Raw genomic sequence first — 13,842 nt, 5'->3', positions numbered from 1 at the left:
GTGACGGGCTGTAGCAGCGGCGCAAGCCGCGTCGGCGGACGAGGTGATCTGTCTGACACTCCGCGGCGCAGCCGGACGCGGCTCGCGCCGCTGCTACGGGGGTTGTGTGGTGTGAGGGGCCTGTAGCAGCGGCGCAAGCCGCGTCGGCGGACGAGGTGATCTGTCTGACACTCCGCGGCGCAGCCGGACGCGGCTCGCGCCGCTGCTACGGGGGTTGTGTGGTGTGACGGGCCTGTAGCAGCGGCGCAAGCCGCGTCGGCGGACAAGGTGGTCTCTCTGATACCACGCAGTGCAGCCGGACGCGGCTCGCGCCGCTGCTACGGGGATTTTGCGTTGCTCAGGCTTGTATTACCCCTACGTCAAGGTCACCATCAGCGCACCCTGCGTTCCGCTGTGAGCCGATATGCCGACCCAGCCTCCCGAACACCCTCGCGATCCCTGCGCGCCTGACGAGCCGAACGCTCCCGATACGGCCGAGCGCTTGCAGCTGGCCCTCAACACCGGGGCGATCGTGGGCACCTGGGTGTGGGATGTCGCAGCCGACCACTTCAGTGCTGACGACCGCTTCGCCCGCACCTTCGGCCTGTCCGCCAAGGTCTGCGCACAAGGCCTGCCGCTGGAAGAGGCCATGGCCGGCGTTCACCCGCAGGATCGGCCCCGGGTCGAGGCGGCCGTGTTCGAGACGCTCGGCAACGGCGGTCATTACCGCTGCGAGTATCGAGTGCTGCAAAGCGATGGCAGCTATCGCTGGATCGAAGCCAACGGCCATGTGGAATTCGACGCAGCCGGCCGGCCCCAGCGCTTTCCCGGTGTCCTGCTGGACATTCAGAAGCGCCGCGCCGCCGAGGCCGAACGCGATCGCATGACCCACCTGCTGCGCACCTTCACCGCCGCCGTGCCGGGTGTGGTCTACGCCAAGGATCGCCAGGGGCGGATGCTGGTGGCCAACCGCGGCACCAGCGAACTCATCGGCAAACCGCCCGAGCAGTACATCGGCCGCACCGACCTGGAGTTTCTGGAAGACAAGGTCCAGGCCAGGGTGATCATGGAGACCGACCGGCGCATCATGGAAGGCCGCCACACCCAGGAAGTGGAAGAAGAAGTCCGCCTTCCCGACGGCACGGCGGCGACCTGGCTGTCGCTCAAGACGCCTCTCGTGGACGAGGACGGCGAAGTCATCGGCCTGATCGGCTCGTCCATCGACGTCACGGCACGCAAGAAGGCCGAGGCTGCCGTCATGGAGCTGAACCAGACCCTCGAAGAGCGCGTGCGCATCGCCATCGCCGAACGGGAAAAGGCCGAGGCGGCGCTGCATCAGGCGCAGAAGATGGAGGCCGTGGGCCAACTGACCGGCGGCATCGCCCACGACTTCAACAACCTGCTGGCGGGCCTGTCCGGAAGCCTGGAGTTGATGCACATGCGCCTCAAGCAGGGGCGTATCGATGATCTGGAGCGCTATCTGGACGTGGCCCAGGGCGCGGTCAAGCGTGCCGCGTCGCTGACCCATCGCCTGCTGGCGTTCTCCCGTCGCCAGACCCTGGCGCCGGTGCCGACCGACGTCAACGCGCTGATTCGTGGCCTGGAAGAATTGGTGCGGCGTTCGGTCGGACCGGCCATCGAAGTGAGTGTGCGCGATACCCCTGCGTTATGGACCGCCCTGATCGATCCGACGCAGCTGGAAAACGCGTTGCTCAACCTGTGCATCAACGCTCGCGACGCCATGCCTGCGGGTGGCCGCATCACCATCGAAACCGCGAACCAGTGGTTGCCCTACAGTGACGAGTACAACCACGAGGTGCAGGCAGGGGAGTACCTGGCGCTACATGTTACCGACAACGGCTCTGGGGATGACCGACGAGGTGATGGCCAAGGTGTTCGAGCCGTTCTTCACCACCAAACCGGTCGGGGAGGGCACCGGCCTTGGCTTGTCCATGATCTACGGATTCGCCCGGCAATCCGGCGGACTGGTGAAGATCCAGTCGAAGCCAGGCCACGGCACTACGGTCAGCCTGTACCTGCCCAGGCATTGTGCCGGCATGGATGTCGCGCCCGTCGATGCCGGTCATGCACCGATCGACACGGGCGGTGCCGGCGAGACGGTGCTGGTGGTCGACGACGAGGCGTCGGTGCGCGACGCCGTGGCCGAGTTGCTGGAAAGTCTGGGCTATGTGGTCCTGCAGGCCGCAGACAGCGCTCAGGGGCGCGAGCTGCTGCAGTCGACGGTGCGCATCGATCTGCTGGTGACGGACGTGGGCCTGCCGGGCGGCCTGAATGGCCGGCAGATGGCAGAGATGGGGCGGGTGACTCGACCTGGACTGCCTGTGCTGTACATCACCGGCTATGCGCAGAACCTGACCCTGGACCAATGCCATCTGCAACCGTGCACCGAGGTGCTGACCAAGCCGTTCGCGCTGGAAGCGTTGAGCGAGCGGGTGCGCACCCTGATCACCCAGCGTCAGCCCTGAAACCGGTTCTGCAGACATTAAAAAGCCCCGCCATGGCGGGGCTGCACACTACCAGCAGGCTCATCGGGTCAATCTGGCATTCAGGATCGCGTCGCGCACCAGCGGACGGCAGGCTTCGACAAAAGCGATCAACTGACTGGCCGGGATCGAACCCAATGCACTGACAGGGGTGTGGCGGATGGTGTTATATTCCTGCGCTGACATGGCGGATACCTCTCAAGGGTTTCATTCGATGTGTCACCCGAGCCGCCGGGACTCTCACCTCCCGGTGGCTCTCTTTTACTTGGTTCGCCAGGCACGCAAAAGCGTTCAATATTTAAGATGGTCAGTCGCCGTACGGTATGTTAGGCCCCCTCTGATCCTCCCTTCGCCATACCCATTCAACCCTGCACGAACACCAGCGCCTTGAGGCCACTGGCCGGATCGATGTCGGCAAATTCCGGCGGATTGTCCAGGCGTCGCTCCAGATGCAGGCCCGGCGCCTCGCGACGCAATTCCTCGACGAGAAACTCCGGGCCCAGCGCCGGATCGTTCATGCAGGCCAGTACCACACCCGATTCGCTGAGCAGTTCCGGCAGGCGACGCAGCACCCGCTGGTAATCCTTGGTCAGCAGAAAGCTGCCTTTCTGGAACGACGGCGGGTCGATGATGACCATGTCGTATGGGCCGTCCCTGCTGACTCGCGCCCAGGACTTGAACAGATCGTGCCCCAGGAAACTGACCTTGCCCAGGTCGTGACCATTGAGGTGATGGTTCTCACGTCCCCGGCTCAGGGCGGCGCGCGACATGTCCAGGTTCACCACATGGGCAGCGCCACCGGCGATCGCGGCCACGGAGAACCCACAGGTGTAGGCGAACAGGTTGAGCACCCGTCGGCCCTGGGCGTTCTCCCGTACCCAGTCGCGGCCGTAGCGCATGTCCAGAAACAGCCCGTTGTTCTGCTTGCGCCCCAGGTCGATACGGTAGTGCAGACCGTTTTCGGTCAGGATCGCCTGCTCTTGCGCCTCGCCGACCAGCCATTGCACATCGCTGGTGGGTAGATAGCGGTGTTGCAGGGCAAGGCTGCGCGCGCCGCTGCTGGCCCACTCCGGCGACTCGCCGAGTTGGGTCAACAGATGTTGCAAGGCGGTCAGTTGCTCGGGCGGCGGCTCCTTGAACAGCGACACCAGCACGATGCCCTGCATCCAATCGACCGTCAGTTGCTCAAGCCCTGGCCAGCGCCGCCCGCGGCCGTGAAACAGCCGGCGGGTTTCCACGGGTGGCTGGGCGAGGGCCTGGAGCAGGTGTGGGTGCAAGGTGGCGAGGGCGTCGGCGTTCATGGTTCAAATCACGGCTGCAAAGGGCCGGCATTCTACGTCAGCTCAGGTACTTTTCGAACCAGCCCAGAGTACGCTCCCAGGCCAGGTCGGCTGCGACCTTGTCGTAGCGAGGGGTGGAATCGTTGTGAAAGCCATGGTTGGCGCCGGGGTAGATGTATGCCTCGTAGGTCTTGCCCGCAGCCTTGAGCGCCGCTTCGTAGGCCGGCCAGCCCTCGTTGATGCGTGTGTCCAGCTCGCCGAAATGCAGCAGCAGGGGTGCCTTGATCTTCGGCACATCCTTGGCATCGGCCTGTCGGCCATAGAAGGGCACCGCGCAGGCCAGCTCCGGATAGGCCACCGCCGCGGCATTGGACACGCCACCGCCATAGCAGAAGCCGGTCATGCCGACCTTGCCGGTGCTGCCCTCATGCTGCATCAGCCACGGAATCGCGGCGAAGAAGTCGTTCATCAACTTGGTCGGGTCGACTTTCTCCTGCAAGGCTCGGCCCTTGTCGTCGTTGCCGGGGTAGCCGCCGACCGAGGTCAGCCCATCGGGCGCCAGCGCCATGTAGCCAGCCTTGGCGACCCGTCGCGCGACGTCTTCGATATAGGGGTTCAGGCCACGGTTTTCGTGCACCACCACCACGCCAGGGACCTTGCCGGTCGCCTGGGCCGGCCGCACCAGATAGCCGCGCACCTGACCGTGACCGTTCGGCGACGGGTAGGTGACGTACTCGGCAATGATCTGCGGGTCGGTGAATTCCACCTGCTGGGCCAGCGCGTAGTTGGGGCTCAGGCTGGCCAGCAATGCGCCCGCGGTCAGCCCACCGAAAGTGAACAACGCGGCACGGTCGAGAAACTCGCGGCGGTTGATCTTGCCGTGAGCGTAGAAGTCGTACAGCTCGAGCAGCTCGGGGGAGAAGTCTTTGGCACTGAGGCGATCCATCGGGTACTCCTGTCGCAGGACACTGGGCGGTGAGGGTTGCACTCATTAAAGCAGCGTTTTGCCACCCGGCCACCGCTTCATGCGTCAGCGCCGATGCATCAGCTTCCAGTGATCTGCGACCTGGCCCATGGTCTTGGCCTCGCCGCTCTTGAGCCAGGCCATGAAGGCGCGGTCGAAATGAAAGCTGGGGCCGCAGGCCTCGGTGAGGAAGCGCCGCACGTTTTGCGTGTTGCGATAGCCTCGGTCCAACGGGGTGTAACGAGTGATGGGCGCGCTGTGCCAGTCGAAGTTCATGAATCGCTATCCTTGGCGAAAAGAGTTGGGGAGAGGCGTGGCTGGATCATGGCACTGCACATGACGGCTCAGTGTAGCGCCATCCTGCATCGGGCACTGTTCCTGCGCCGCGTTTTGCCTCAGAGTCCGTAAATCGCCAATAGTGCCAAACGTCGATGGAAAGATCATGAGCGAAGACCAGTGGACCCAACGCATGCAAGACAACGGCTGGCTGTGGAATCCCGCCCAGACCGGCGCCCAGGCGCCTTGCCTGATCCTGGCGCACGGTGCCGGAGCGCCCATGGACAGCCCGTTCATGAACGCCATGGCCGAGCGTCTGGCGGCCACCGGTGTCAGCGTAGTGCGCTTCGAGTTTCCCTACATGGCCCAGCGCCGCAGTGGCGGCAGCAAACGTCCGCCCAGCCCGCAGGCGAGCTTGCTGGAGAGCTGGCGACAGGCCTACGCCCTGGTGCGTCCCCTGGTGACCGGAACCCTGGCGGTGGGCGGCAAGTCCATGGGCGGACGCATGGCCAGCCTGCTGGCCGACGAATTGGGCGCCGATGCGCTGGTGTGCCTGGGGTATCCGTTCTACCCGGCGGGCAAACCGGAGAAACCGCGCGTCGAGCACTTGGCCAAGCTGCGCACGCCGACCCTGATCATTCAGGGCGAACGCGATGCACTGGGCAACTGCGAGACGGTGGCGGGCTATGAACTGTCGGAAGAGATCGAAATGTACTGGTTGAGCGCGGCTGACCACGATCTGAAGCCGTTGAAGGCCTCGGGGTTCAGCCACGACCAGCATCTGCAGACCGCTGCCGACCGGATCGTGGCTTTTCTGTCCTGATCTGCAGGCTGGACGCGCGGGCTGCCGTGGAGGCGGCGCCGCTAATCCAGAGGCCGATCAGCGGTTGAAGCGCTCCACCAGCGAGTACTGGCTGTTGGCGGTCTTGGTCAGCTCTTCGCTGAGCAAGGCCGAGTTCTGCGCCTGCTCGCTGGTTTCATCGGCCAAGTGCGAGATGGTGGTGATGTTGCGGCTGATCTCCTCGGCCACCGCGCTTTGCTCTTCGGTGGCTGCGGCGATCTGGGTGGTCATGTCGGTGATGTTGGCCACCGCCTCGCTGATGCCGATCAATGCGCGGTCGGCCTCCAGCACCCGGGCCACGCCATCTTCGGCCTGGCGGTGACCGGCATCCATGGTTTGCACCGCGTTGTTCGCGGTCTGCTGCAACTTGGCGATGAGCCCGTGGATCTGCCCGGTCGATTCGCTGGTGCGTTGCGCCAGTTGGCGGACTTCATCGGCGACCACGGCAAAGCCGCGACCCATTTCGCCAGCCCGCGCCGCTTCGATGGCCGCGTTGAGCGCCAACAGGTTGGTCTGGTCGGCGATGCCCTTGATCACATCCACCACACCGCCGATCTCGTCGCTGTCCTTGGCCAGCTGCGTCACGGTCTGCCCCGTTTCGCCCACCACCACCGACAATCGCTGGATCGCCTCGCGGGTTTCACCAGCGATGTCGCGGCCGCGACTGGTCAGGCGATTGGCTTCCTGAGTGGCGTCGGCGGTGCGCTGTACATGGCTGGCGACCTCTTGGGTGGTGGCCGCCATCTGGTTCACCGCCGCGGCGACCTGTTCGGTTTCCAGGCGCTGACGGTCCAGGCCTTGGGAGCTCTGGTGAGCCAGGGCGTCCGACTGCCGGGCCTGGCCGGTCAGGTGTTCGGCGGTGTCCTGCAGACGGGTCAGGCAGGTCTTGAGGCGCGCTTCCTGACTGAGGATGGCCATTTCCAGACGCGCCTGGGCGCCGCGGCTGTCGGTGTACATCTGCGCGATGAGCGGGTCGGACGTGGTCTGATCCGCCAGCTTGAGCAGGCGCTTGATGCCGCGCTGCTGCCAGCTCAGGCCGATCAGGCCCAAGGGAATCGACAGGCCTGCCGCCAGGGCGAAGCCCCACGACGTATTGAGCCAGGCGCCGATCATGAAGCTGATCTGGCTGACCAGAATGAACGGCAGCCAATCCTGTACCACCGGCATCCAGCGATCGCTGCCGGGTACTGCGGATCTGCCTTTGTTCAGGCGCTCGTAGAGCGCCTGGGCGCGGCGTACCTGCTCGGCGGTCGGCTTGACTCGCACCGATTCGTAACCCACCACCTGCTTGTTTTCCAGCACCGGGGTGACGTAGGCATTGACCCAGTAGTAGTCGCCGTTCTCGCAGCGGTTCTTGACGATACCCATCCACGGCAGACCCTGGCGCAGGGTCGCCCACATGTGCTCGAACACCGCCGGCGGGACGTCCGGATGGCGCACGGTGTTGTGCGGCGCGCGAATCAGCTGGTCCCGGGTGAACCCGCTGATCTCCACGAACGCATCGTTGCAGTAGGTGATCATTCCTTGAGTGTCGGTCGTAGAAATCAGGCGCTGTTGAGCAGGGAAAGTCCGTTCGCGCTGGGTGATAGGCTGATTGTTACGCATGAGTGTCCATTCATTCCGTGGGGCTTTGACAGGTTCTCGGCCGAGTCGGAAAAAGGTTGAATCGAATTTCGGCAGGAGCGGGGGCGGGGGGGCGTGCGCCGTCAGGCCAAGGGCGAAGCATGCGCATCGCCCTTGGCCAGGAAGGGGTTAGAGGGCCTGGATGATGGCGTTCATGTGCGCCTGCAGGTCGGCGACCGGGTCATCGCTTTCCTCGGCCAATACCAGCAGTTTGCTACCTGCGGCGGTGATGGCCGCCTTGACCGCTTCGGGGGGTTGCCGATGGTCGATGACCAGGGCGACGTCGTTGTCCTTGAGCGTCGTGCTCAGGTTCTCCAGTTGCGCGGCATCCCATTGCTCGTCTGTGAGCGCCTGGGTGGCGACCGTGTCCAGGTTGAGCCCGGCGGTCAGGTAGGCGAAGCGGTCGCTGAGGCTGATCACGCTGACATTCTCGACCTTGGCCAGGCGGGCTTCGCTGTCGGCGCTGAGCTTGAGCAACTGCTGCTTGAGCGCGGCCAGATTGGCATCGATCCGCGGTTTGGCGGCGGGTGCCAGACGCACCAGATCGGCAGCCATGACATCGGCCATGCGCCCCATGTTGTTGCTCGACAACCAAGGCTGGCTGTTCAGGCCACTGACGCCGGGCTGGACGGCGATACCAGGCAGTACCCCGTCCACCGGGCGCGCCGCGTCGATCTCGACGATGCGAATGTTACTGCGACGCGCCAGCGGGTACAGCGAATCATCGGACCACAGCGAGCGCAGTCCGATCACCGCATCGGCGGAGCTGGCCAGGCCGGCCAGGGCTTCTGCACCGCGGCCGGTGAAATAGGCATTCTGCCGGGAGCCGGGCAGGTTGGCCGCGGCTGCACGCTGCAGCTGCACACCGCTGTCCTTGAGCAGCAACTGGCCCAGGCCGTAGGTGATCGGCAGGCTGGCGAGGACTTTCACGGGCTCGGCGGCGAAGGCGGCGGGGGCGAGCACCGCACACAGGGTCAGGGCCGCTGTCAGTTTGCGCAGAATAGACATTTATCCGATGTTCCCTCTGAGGCTGGGCAAGGTGCCGCGGGCGATGGCGGCGAGGGCGAAGGCCACGCCTGCGACCAGGATGATGGCGGCACCGGAGGGTACCGGCAGATCGAAGAGGATCGGCAGCAGGATCCCGCACAGCGTGCTCAGCGTGGCGATGATCACCGAGATCCAGAAGAACCCCTTCAGCGACTGGCTCAAGAGCCGCGCCGCCGCTGCCGGTATCACCAGCAGCGCACCGACCAGGATCGCGCCGATGACCTTGACCGCCGCCACGGTGATCAGCGTCACCAGAATCACGAACAGGTAATCCAGCGCTTTTACCGCCACGCCGCGTACGGCGGCCAGTTGCGGGTTGAAGCTGGCCAGCATGATGCGGTTGTACAGCGGCAGGCTCAGGCTCAGCACCAGCGCGCCGACCACGGCCAGTACCAGCAGGTCGTTGCCGTTCACCGTCAGCACCGAACCGAACAGCACGTTCTCGAGAATGTGCACGTTGATCTTGCCGGCCAGGGTCAGCAGCAGGCTGGCTCCCAGGGCCAGGGATACCGAGAGGAATACGCCGATCAGGGTATCCGGCGCCAGGCCGGTGCGGTTGCGCAGGTAATTGAGCACGATGCCGAACAACAGGCAGTAGCCGAACAGGCTGCCGTAGGGTCCGGTGTAGGGTTCGCCGAGCAGGATGCCGATGGCCACGCCGGTCAGTGCGGCATGGCCCACCGCTTCGGAGAAGAACGCGAAGCGCTTGACCACCACCAGGGTGCCCAGGCCGCCCAGGACCGGACCGATCAGCAGGCCGGCGATCAAGGCGTTGACCACGAATCCGTAGGCCAGCGCAGCGGGCAGATAACCGTCCGAGGCCAGGCCCTGGATGGCCAGACGAAACTGTTCGTAGTCCATCAGGCGAGGCCTCCGGCGCGGGGATGGGTGGAGAACAGCGTCAGCAGTCGCTCCGGCGTGAGCGCCTCGGCAGGCGTGGCGTCGAACAGCACGCGGCGGTTGAGCCCGGTGACCCGGTCGGCCAGACGCTTGACGGCTTCCAGGTCATGCTCGATCCACATTACGGTAATGCCAGCCTGCTGCCAGGCCAGCAGCAGACGCTCGAACACCTGGATACCGGCCTCGTCGAGGGCAGACATGGGCTCGTCGAGAATCAGCAACTGCGGTGCCGGAATCAGGCCCTGTGCCAGCAGCACGCGCTGGCGTTCACCGCCGGACAGCGCGCCCATGCGCCGTTTGCGCTTGTCCTGCATGCCCACGCGTTCGAGCGCTTCGCCAATGGCGCCGGCATAGTGCCTGGACAGGCCGAGAAAAGCAGGACGCCGCTGGCACATGGCGGCCATGAAGTCGTCGACCGTCATCGGCAGGCCACGGTCGAACTCCAGCGCCTGCGGCACGTAGCCGATCACGCCGGGACTGCCCGGCCATTGCAGGCTCAGTTGCCCGCGGTGGGGCATCTGCCCCAGCAGGGTCTTGATCAGCGAGCTCTTGCCACCGCCGTTGGGCCCGACCAGCGCATGCACGCTGCCGCTGGCCACGCGGAAGCTGACATCGTCGAGAATCTGCGTACGGCCCAGCACCAGGCCGACCTGATCGAAGTCGATGGCAGGCCCGCAGCGAGCCAGGGTGAGGGGTTCGGCCGCGGTCATGCGCCGGCCTCCTGAATCGCCCGTACCACGGTGTCGAGATTGCCGCCCATTTCCTTCTCGTACTTGTCGGCGCTGTATTGGCCATAGGAAATGTGCGAGAGCGGGTACATCTTGACGCCCGATTCGCGCTGGATGGTTTCGACATAGGTCGAGGGGAAATCCATCTCCGAGAAGATCACCTTGACGTCCAGTGCCCGCAACTGGTCGATGGTCTTCTTCAACTGGCTGGGGCTGGGTTCGATGCCATGGGCCGGCTCGACCACGGCAGTGACTTCCAGGCCGAACTCGCGCAGCAGGTAGTCATAGGCCGCGTGCACCGTGGCGACCCGCAGCTCGGCGTTGGGTGCCTGGGTCAGCTTGGCCAGGGCATCGGCGCGCAGCGTGCGCAGGCGCTTGCCGTAGGCCCGGGCATTGGCGGTGTAGAACCTGGCGTTGTCCGGATCGAGCTTGCCCAGTTCGCGGGCAATGTTGTTGACCTGAGCAATGGAAGCGCTGATGGACAGAAAGGTGTGCGGGTTGACCACCTTGCCGGCGCCGCGGGCCATGGTCCCGGTGGCGGCCAGCAGTGGCACGTCGGCATTGGCCTCGATCACGGCGATGTCAGGCTTTTCGCTGGCTTCGATCATGCGGTCGGCGAAGTCGTCATGGCCGACGCCATTGAGCACCACCACGTCCAGGCTGCCGATGCGCTTGATGTCCTCGGCCCGAGGCTCGTACGCATGGGGGTTGAACCCGGCCGGGATCAACGGCACCACCTCGGCCTTGTCGCCGACGATGTTCGCCACATAACTGTAGTAGGGGTGCAGGGTGATGCCGATGCGCAGCGGTTTGCCGTCGGCGGCCCAGGCGGTGCTGTTGAGCAGGGTACCCAGGACTGCGACGGACAGGAGTCGCAGCAACGGACGGCGGGCGATAGATCGGGGCATGGAAAATCCTGGGGAAGAGGGCGTATTCAATGGCGGTGCTGGCGGGTGACACCGGTGTCGAACTGGGCGATCACCTGTTGCCAGCCGGCGGCGGCGAGCGTCTTGTCATCCATCTGCGAGGGTGTGCTGGCTGAAGAAGCGCGATTGATCCAGACATCCGCGTCGGGCCCGTTCACCCGCAGCAGGAACGAACCGGCAACCTCGGGCGCCTGGCTCAGGCCCACATAGGAGCTCTGAACCATTTCCCAGGTGTGACCACCGCGGCTGACCGAGCTGGCGTCCTGGGCGAAGGGTGCGAAGCCTTCGCTGGCCAACTGCGTAGGCGTCACCGGTTCGGGCTGTTCCTCGGCGAGCAGGCGCACCTCGTCCAAGGTCACCCGCAAGTCGGCGTAGATGCCCTGTTCGGCAGGCGTCAGGTCGCGCCGTGCGTCGAGCTGATGGGCCGGCACCGCCACGGGCTCGTGGCTGACACCGTGCCAGGCCACCACGCCGGCTGCGGCCAGCAGGATGAACAGGCAGAGCAGGCCGACGTAGAGGGTTTCATGACCCGCCCCGGCAGGGCGGACGATCTGGGTGACTGGCGTACTCATGGGGCTTGGATGTCGGCTTGGTCGATTTCCACGACATGGCCGGGGCCGGCATCGAACAGCACATAGAATTCGGCATCGGGACGCTTGAAGGTCACCGTCGAATCGCTGCCCAGCTTGCCGGGCACCAGAATGCTTTCGTCATAGCCGACCACGTCCAGGGTCACCCCCGGCGCGCCGCTGCCATCGGAGAACCCCCCTGTGCAGCGAATCTGCTGGTCGTCGATCTGTTTGCATTCGCACATGGGGTTGTGGGCCAGGGCAACGCTGCTGCAGGCGGCGGCGAGCAGCCCGAGCATGAGGGCGGGCCAGCGGGGGAATGAAACGCGGATCATGGTTGGGTTCCTTGGCGGTTCTTCAGCCAGGCCACCGTTGCTGGCGACGCCTGGCTCAAGGGAATGGAGGTCTGATGCATGGAGCCGTCCCAGCCTTCCATGGTGATCCACAGCTGTGCATCGGTCTCGGTTTTGCTCGGCACCGGCAGGCCGGCGAACATGCGATAGCCGCTGCCGAAGAAGATCACGCCCGCAGCCCTCAGGCTGCGCGGCTTGCCGATGCGCAGGTAGGTGGCCTTGACCTGATCGATGCAGGACTTGCACAGGGCAGCGGTGAAGTACTTGATGTCCTGACCGCTTTCGGCGGTCGGGCCTTCGATGCGGCGCTCGGCCAGGGTCAGGCTCCAGGGCCCGACGGCGATGTCGCCGACGGTGCGTTCGCCCAACCCGCTGTCACCGCGATCCATGGCGTTTTCGGCAAAGTAGTGCGGCATGAAGCCAAGTGGAATCAGCACCAGCAACACGTTGATGTGGAAGCGCCACTTGCGCCACAAACGCGATAGCGGCGAGGGCGAAGGGGCAGTGACGACTCGGCTCACAGGCTGCGCTCCGCGGTGGTATGGGCCATCGGACGCAGGTCGCCGACGGGCATCTGCGCGGCTTCCTGGCGATTGCTGCGCTTGAACGCCTGGGCCGTCGCCAGGGCCGTGCGCTTGCTCCAGATCATCAGGCCGCTGAGCACCATCATGCTCAGCAGCAGGCCGAAGAAGGCCCAGATGAGTTTGATCCACAGGCCCCCGAAGTCACCGGTGTGCAGCGGGCGCATGGATTCGGTGACGAACTCCAGCGCGTTGCGGTCGCCGAGCAAATGCGAGCTGATCAGTTGCCCCGTGTAGGGGTTGATGCTGGCGGTCTGGAACATCAGCGGGTACCAGCTGCGACCGCCGACTTCCATCGGGCTGTAGGCATTGAGCGGCAGGGACACGTAGCTGGCATCCAGGTCGGGCACCTGCTGCTTGACCACGGCAATCGCCTGTTCGACCGGAATCATCGGTGCCGGGGTGCCATTGGCCACCAGCGGTACGTCGGCCCGCGCGATCACCGAAGTCACCGGTGAATAGCTGGAGATGCTGATCTGGTTGTCGTAGAGGATGGCGCGAATCAGGAACCACACGCCGGTGATCGCGATCACGGCGATGAACCAGATCGACCAGATGCCGCTGAGACGGTGGAAATCGCCCCAGAACACGCGGGCGCCCTGGTTCAGGCGCAGGGTGGGCTTGAGGAAGCCCTTCCAGAACTTCTTGTAGACCACCAGCCCGGTGATCAGCGACACCAGCAACGGCAGCCCGAGGAACGACACCAGGTACCAGCCCCAGGAGAAACCGTTGGTGAAGGGCACCAGCCACCAGCCATGCAGGGCGCGGGTGAAGGCCGGGAAATCGAATGCCGGACTGACGCCTTGCAGCGCGCCGGTGTAGGGGTTCACGTAGACCGTGGGTGAACGGCCGTCCGGGTAGGTCACGCTGGCGTTGACCGCGAAGTAGTCGCCATCCGGGTGGGTGAGGTTGCTGACGCGCAGTTCGGGATGATCGCGCTGGATGGCGCTCATCAACTGGTCGTAGTTCAACGGCTGGGCGTCATCGGACGGCTTGTTGGCGCGCATTTCCGGGTTGATCAGCCACATGATTTCGGTGCTGACCACCGCCAGCGTGCCGGTGACGCAAACGATCAGCACGAAGAACCAGATCGGCAGGGCCAACCAGCTGTGCACCAGAAACCAGATTTTCGAGCGGGATTTCTTGGACATGGGAAAACGTTCTCGATTCACGACACCGACAGCTAGGCAGGCTGCGGCTCCAGCGAACAGGTGGCCACCGATTTGGAAGGCCGCTATTGCACTGGATAAACAAGAATGAGAACAAGAACC

At 64.8% G+C, this 13,842-nt stretch carries 14 protein-coding genes and 1 pseudogene; 2 read left to right on the top strand and 13 right to left on the bottom strand.

The annotated features are described in order from the left end of the window. Positions 1-403 precede the first annotated feature (403 nt). Positions 404-2,465 (top strand): annotated as a pseudogene (locus ABMD26_RS03620) (hybrid sensor histidine kinase/response regulator). A 60-nt stretch (positions 2,466-2,525) separates the two neighbouring features. On the opposite strand, the gene ABMD26_RS03615 reads toward ABMD26_RS03620, so the two are convergent. The 4 genes from ABMD26_RS03615 to ABMD26_RS03600 all read right to left on the bottom strand — a co-directional run bounded on the left by ABMD26_RS03615 (position 2,526) and on the right by ABMD26_RS03600 (position 5,003). After that, complete coding sequence (locus ABMD26_RS03615) at positions 2,526-2,669, bottom strand: hypothetical protein (RefSeq protein ID WP_156463138.1); 144 nt, start codon at positions 2,667-2,669, stop codon at positions 2,526-2,528. 176 nt (positions 2,670-2,845) lie between these two features. Continuing rightward, the gene (locus ABMD26_RS03610) at positions 2,846-3,784 is read right to left on the bottom strand and encodes a class I SAM-dependent methyltransferase (protein WP_354307972.1); all 939 of its coding nucleotides are present in this window, start codon (positions 3,782-3,784) and stop codon (positions 2,846-2,848) included. Between the two features lie 37 nt (positions 3,785-3,821). Next, positions 3,822-4,709 carry a YghX family hydrolase gene (gene yghX / locus ABMD26_RS03605; RefSeq protein WP_354307968.1) on the bottom strand — a complete coding sequence of 296 codons (888 nt, stop codon included), beginning with the start codon at positions 4,707-4,709 and terminating at the stop codon, positions 3,822-3,824. Between the two features lie 84 nt (positions 4,710-4,793). Further along, complete coding sequence (locus ABMD26_RS03600; protein WP_043188013.1) at positions 4,794-5,003, bottom strand: DUF6434 domain-containing protein; 210 nt, start codon at positions 5,001-5,003, stop codon at positions 4,794-4,796. 166 nt (positions 5,004-5,169) lie between these two features. Here ABMD26_RS03600 and ABMD26_RS03595 point away from each other — a divergent pair, with 166 nt between their 5' ends. Then, positions 5,170-5,826 (top strand): alpha/beta family hydrolase, encoded by a 657-nt coding sequence (locus ABMD26_RS03595; RefSeq protein WP_090357287.1) that lies wholly within the window; start codon positions 5,170-5,172, stop codon positions 5,824-5,826. 57 nt (positions 5,827-5,883) lie between these two features. Here the strand turns inward: ABMD26_RS03595 and ABMD26_RS03590 are convergent, their stop codons facing one another. The 9 genes from ABMD26_RS03590 to ABMD26_RS03550 all read right to left on the bottom strand — a co-directional run bounded on the left by ABMD26_RS03590 (position 5,884) and on the right by ABMD26_RS03550 (position 13,722). Then, positions 5,884-7,449: a methyl-accepting chemotaxis protein gene (locus tag ABMD26_RS03590; RefSeq protein WP_354307959.1), complete on the bottom strand. Its 1,566-nt coding sequence runs from the start codon at positions 7,447-7,449 to the stop codon at positions 5,884-5,886. 147 nt (positions 7,450-7,596) lie between these two features. Next, positions 7,597-8,475, bottom strand: coding sequence for a metal ABC transporter substrate-binding protein (locus ABMD26_RS03585; RefSeq protein WP_354307955.1), 879 nt, complete (start codon positions 8,473-8,475; stop codon positions 7,597-7,599). Further along, positions 8,476-9,375: a metal ABC transporter permease gene (locus ABMD26_RS03580; protein ID WP_049859090.1), complete on the bottom strand. Its 900-nt coding sequence runs from the start codon at positions 9,373-9,375 to the stop codon at positions 8,476-8,478. It abuts the gene before it with no gap. Further along, entirely contained in the window at positions 9,375-10,124 is a 750-nt protein-coding gene (locus tag ABMD26_RS03575) for a metal ABC transporter ATP-binding protein (protein ID WP_354307951.1), read from the bottom strand. The genes ABMD26_RS03580 and ABMD26_RS03575 overlap by 1 nt, the downstream gene beginning before the upstream one ends. After that, complete coding sequence (locus ABMD26_RS03570; RefSeq protein ID WP_049859092.1) at positions 10,121-11,050, bottom strand: metal ABC transporter substrate-binding protein; 930 nt, start codon at positions 11,048-11,050, stop codon at positions 10,121-10,123. Before ABMD26_RS03570 ends, ABMD26_RS03575 begins: the two co-directional genes overlap by 4 nt. A 26-nt stretch (positions 11,051-11,076) precedes the next feature. After that, entirely contained in the window at positions 11,077-11,640 is a 564-nt protein-coding gene (locus tag ABMD26_RS03565; RefSeq protein WP_354307945.1) for a DUF6162 family protein, read from the bottom strand. After that, positions 11,637-11,972: a hypothetical protein gene (locus tag ABMD26_RS03560; protein ID WP_056843105.1), complete on the bottom strand. Its 336-nt coding sequence runs from the start codon at positions 11,970-11,972 to the stop codon at positions 11,637-11,639. Before ABMD26_RS03560 ends, ABMD26_RS03565 begins: the two co-directional genes overlap by 4 nt. Beyond that, positions 11,969-12,511 carry a PA2404 family protein gene (locus tag ABMD26_RS03555; RefSeq protein WP_354307941.1) on the bottom strand — a complete coding sequence of 181 codons (543 nt, stop codon included), beginning with the start codon at positions 12,509-12,511 and terminating at the stop codon, positions 11,969-11,971. The genes ABMD26_RS03560 and ABMD26_RS03555 overlap by 4 nt, the downstream gene beginning before the upstream one ends. Then, entirely contained in the window at positions 12,508-13,722 is a 1,215-nt protein-coding gene (locus tag ABMD26_RS03550) for a PepSY-associated TM helix domain-containing protein (RefSeq protein ID WP_192065753.1), read from the bottom strand. The genes ABMD26_RS03555 and ABMD26_RS03550 overlap by 4 nt, the downstream gene beginning before the upstream one ends. Between the last annotated feature and the right edge of the window lie 120 nt (positions 13,723-13,842).

The sequence above is a fragment of the Pseudomonas sp. PvP001 genome, assembly GCF_040546375.1.
In the GTDB taxonomy this organism is placed as follows: Bacteria; Pseudomonadota; Gammaproteobacteria; order Pseudomonadales; family Pseudomonadaceae; genus Aquipseudomonas; species Aquipseudomonas coleopterorum.
This window is presented reverse-complemented; position numbering and strand designations above follow the sequence as displayed.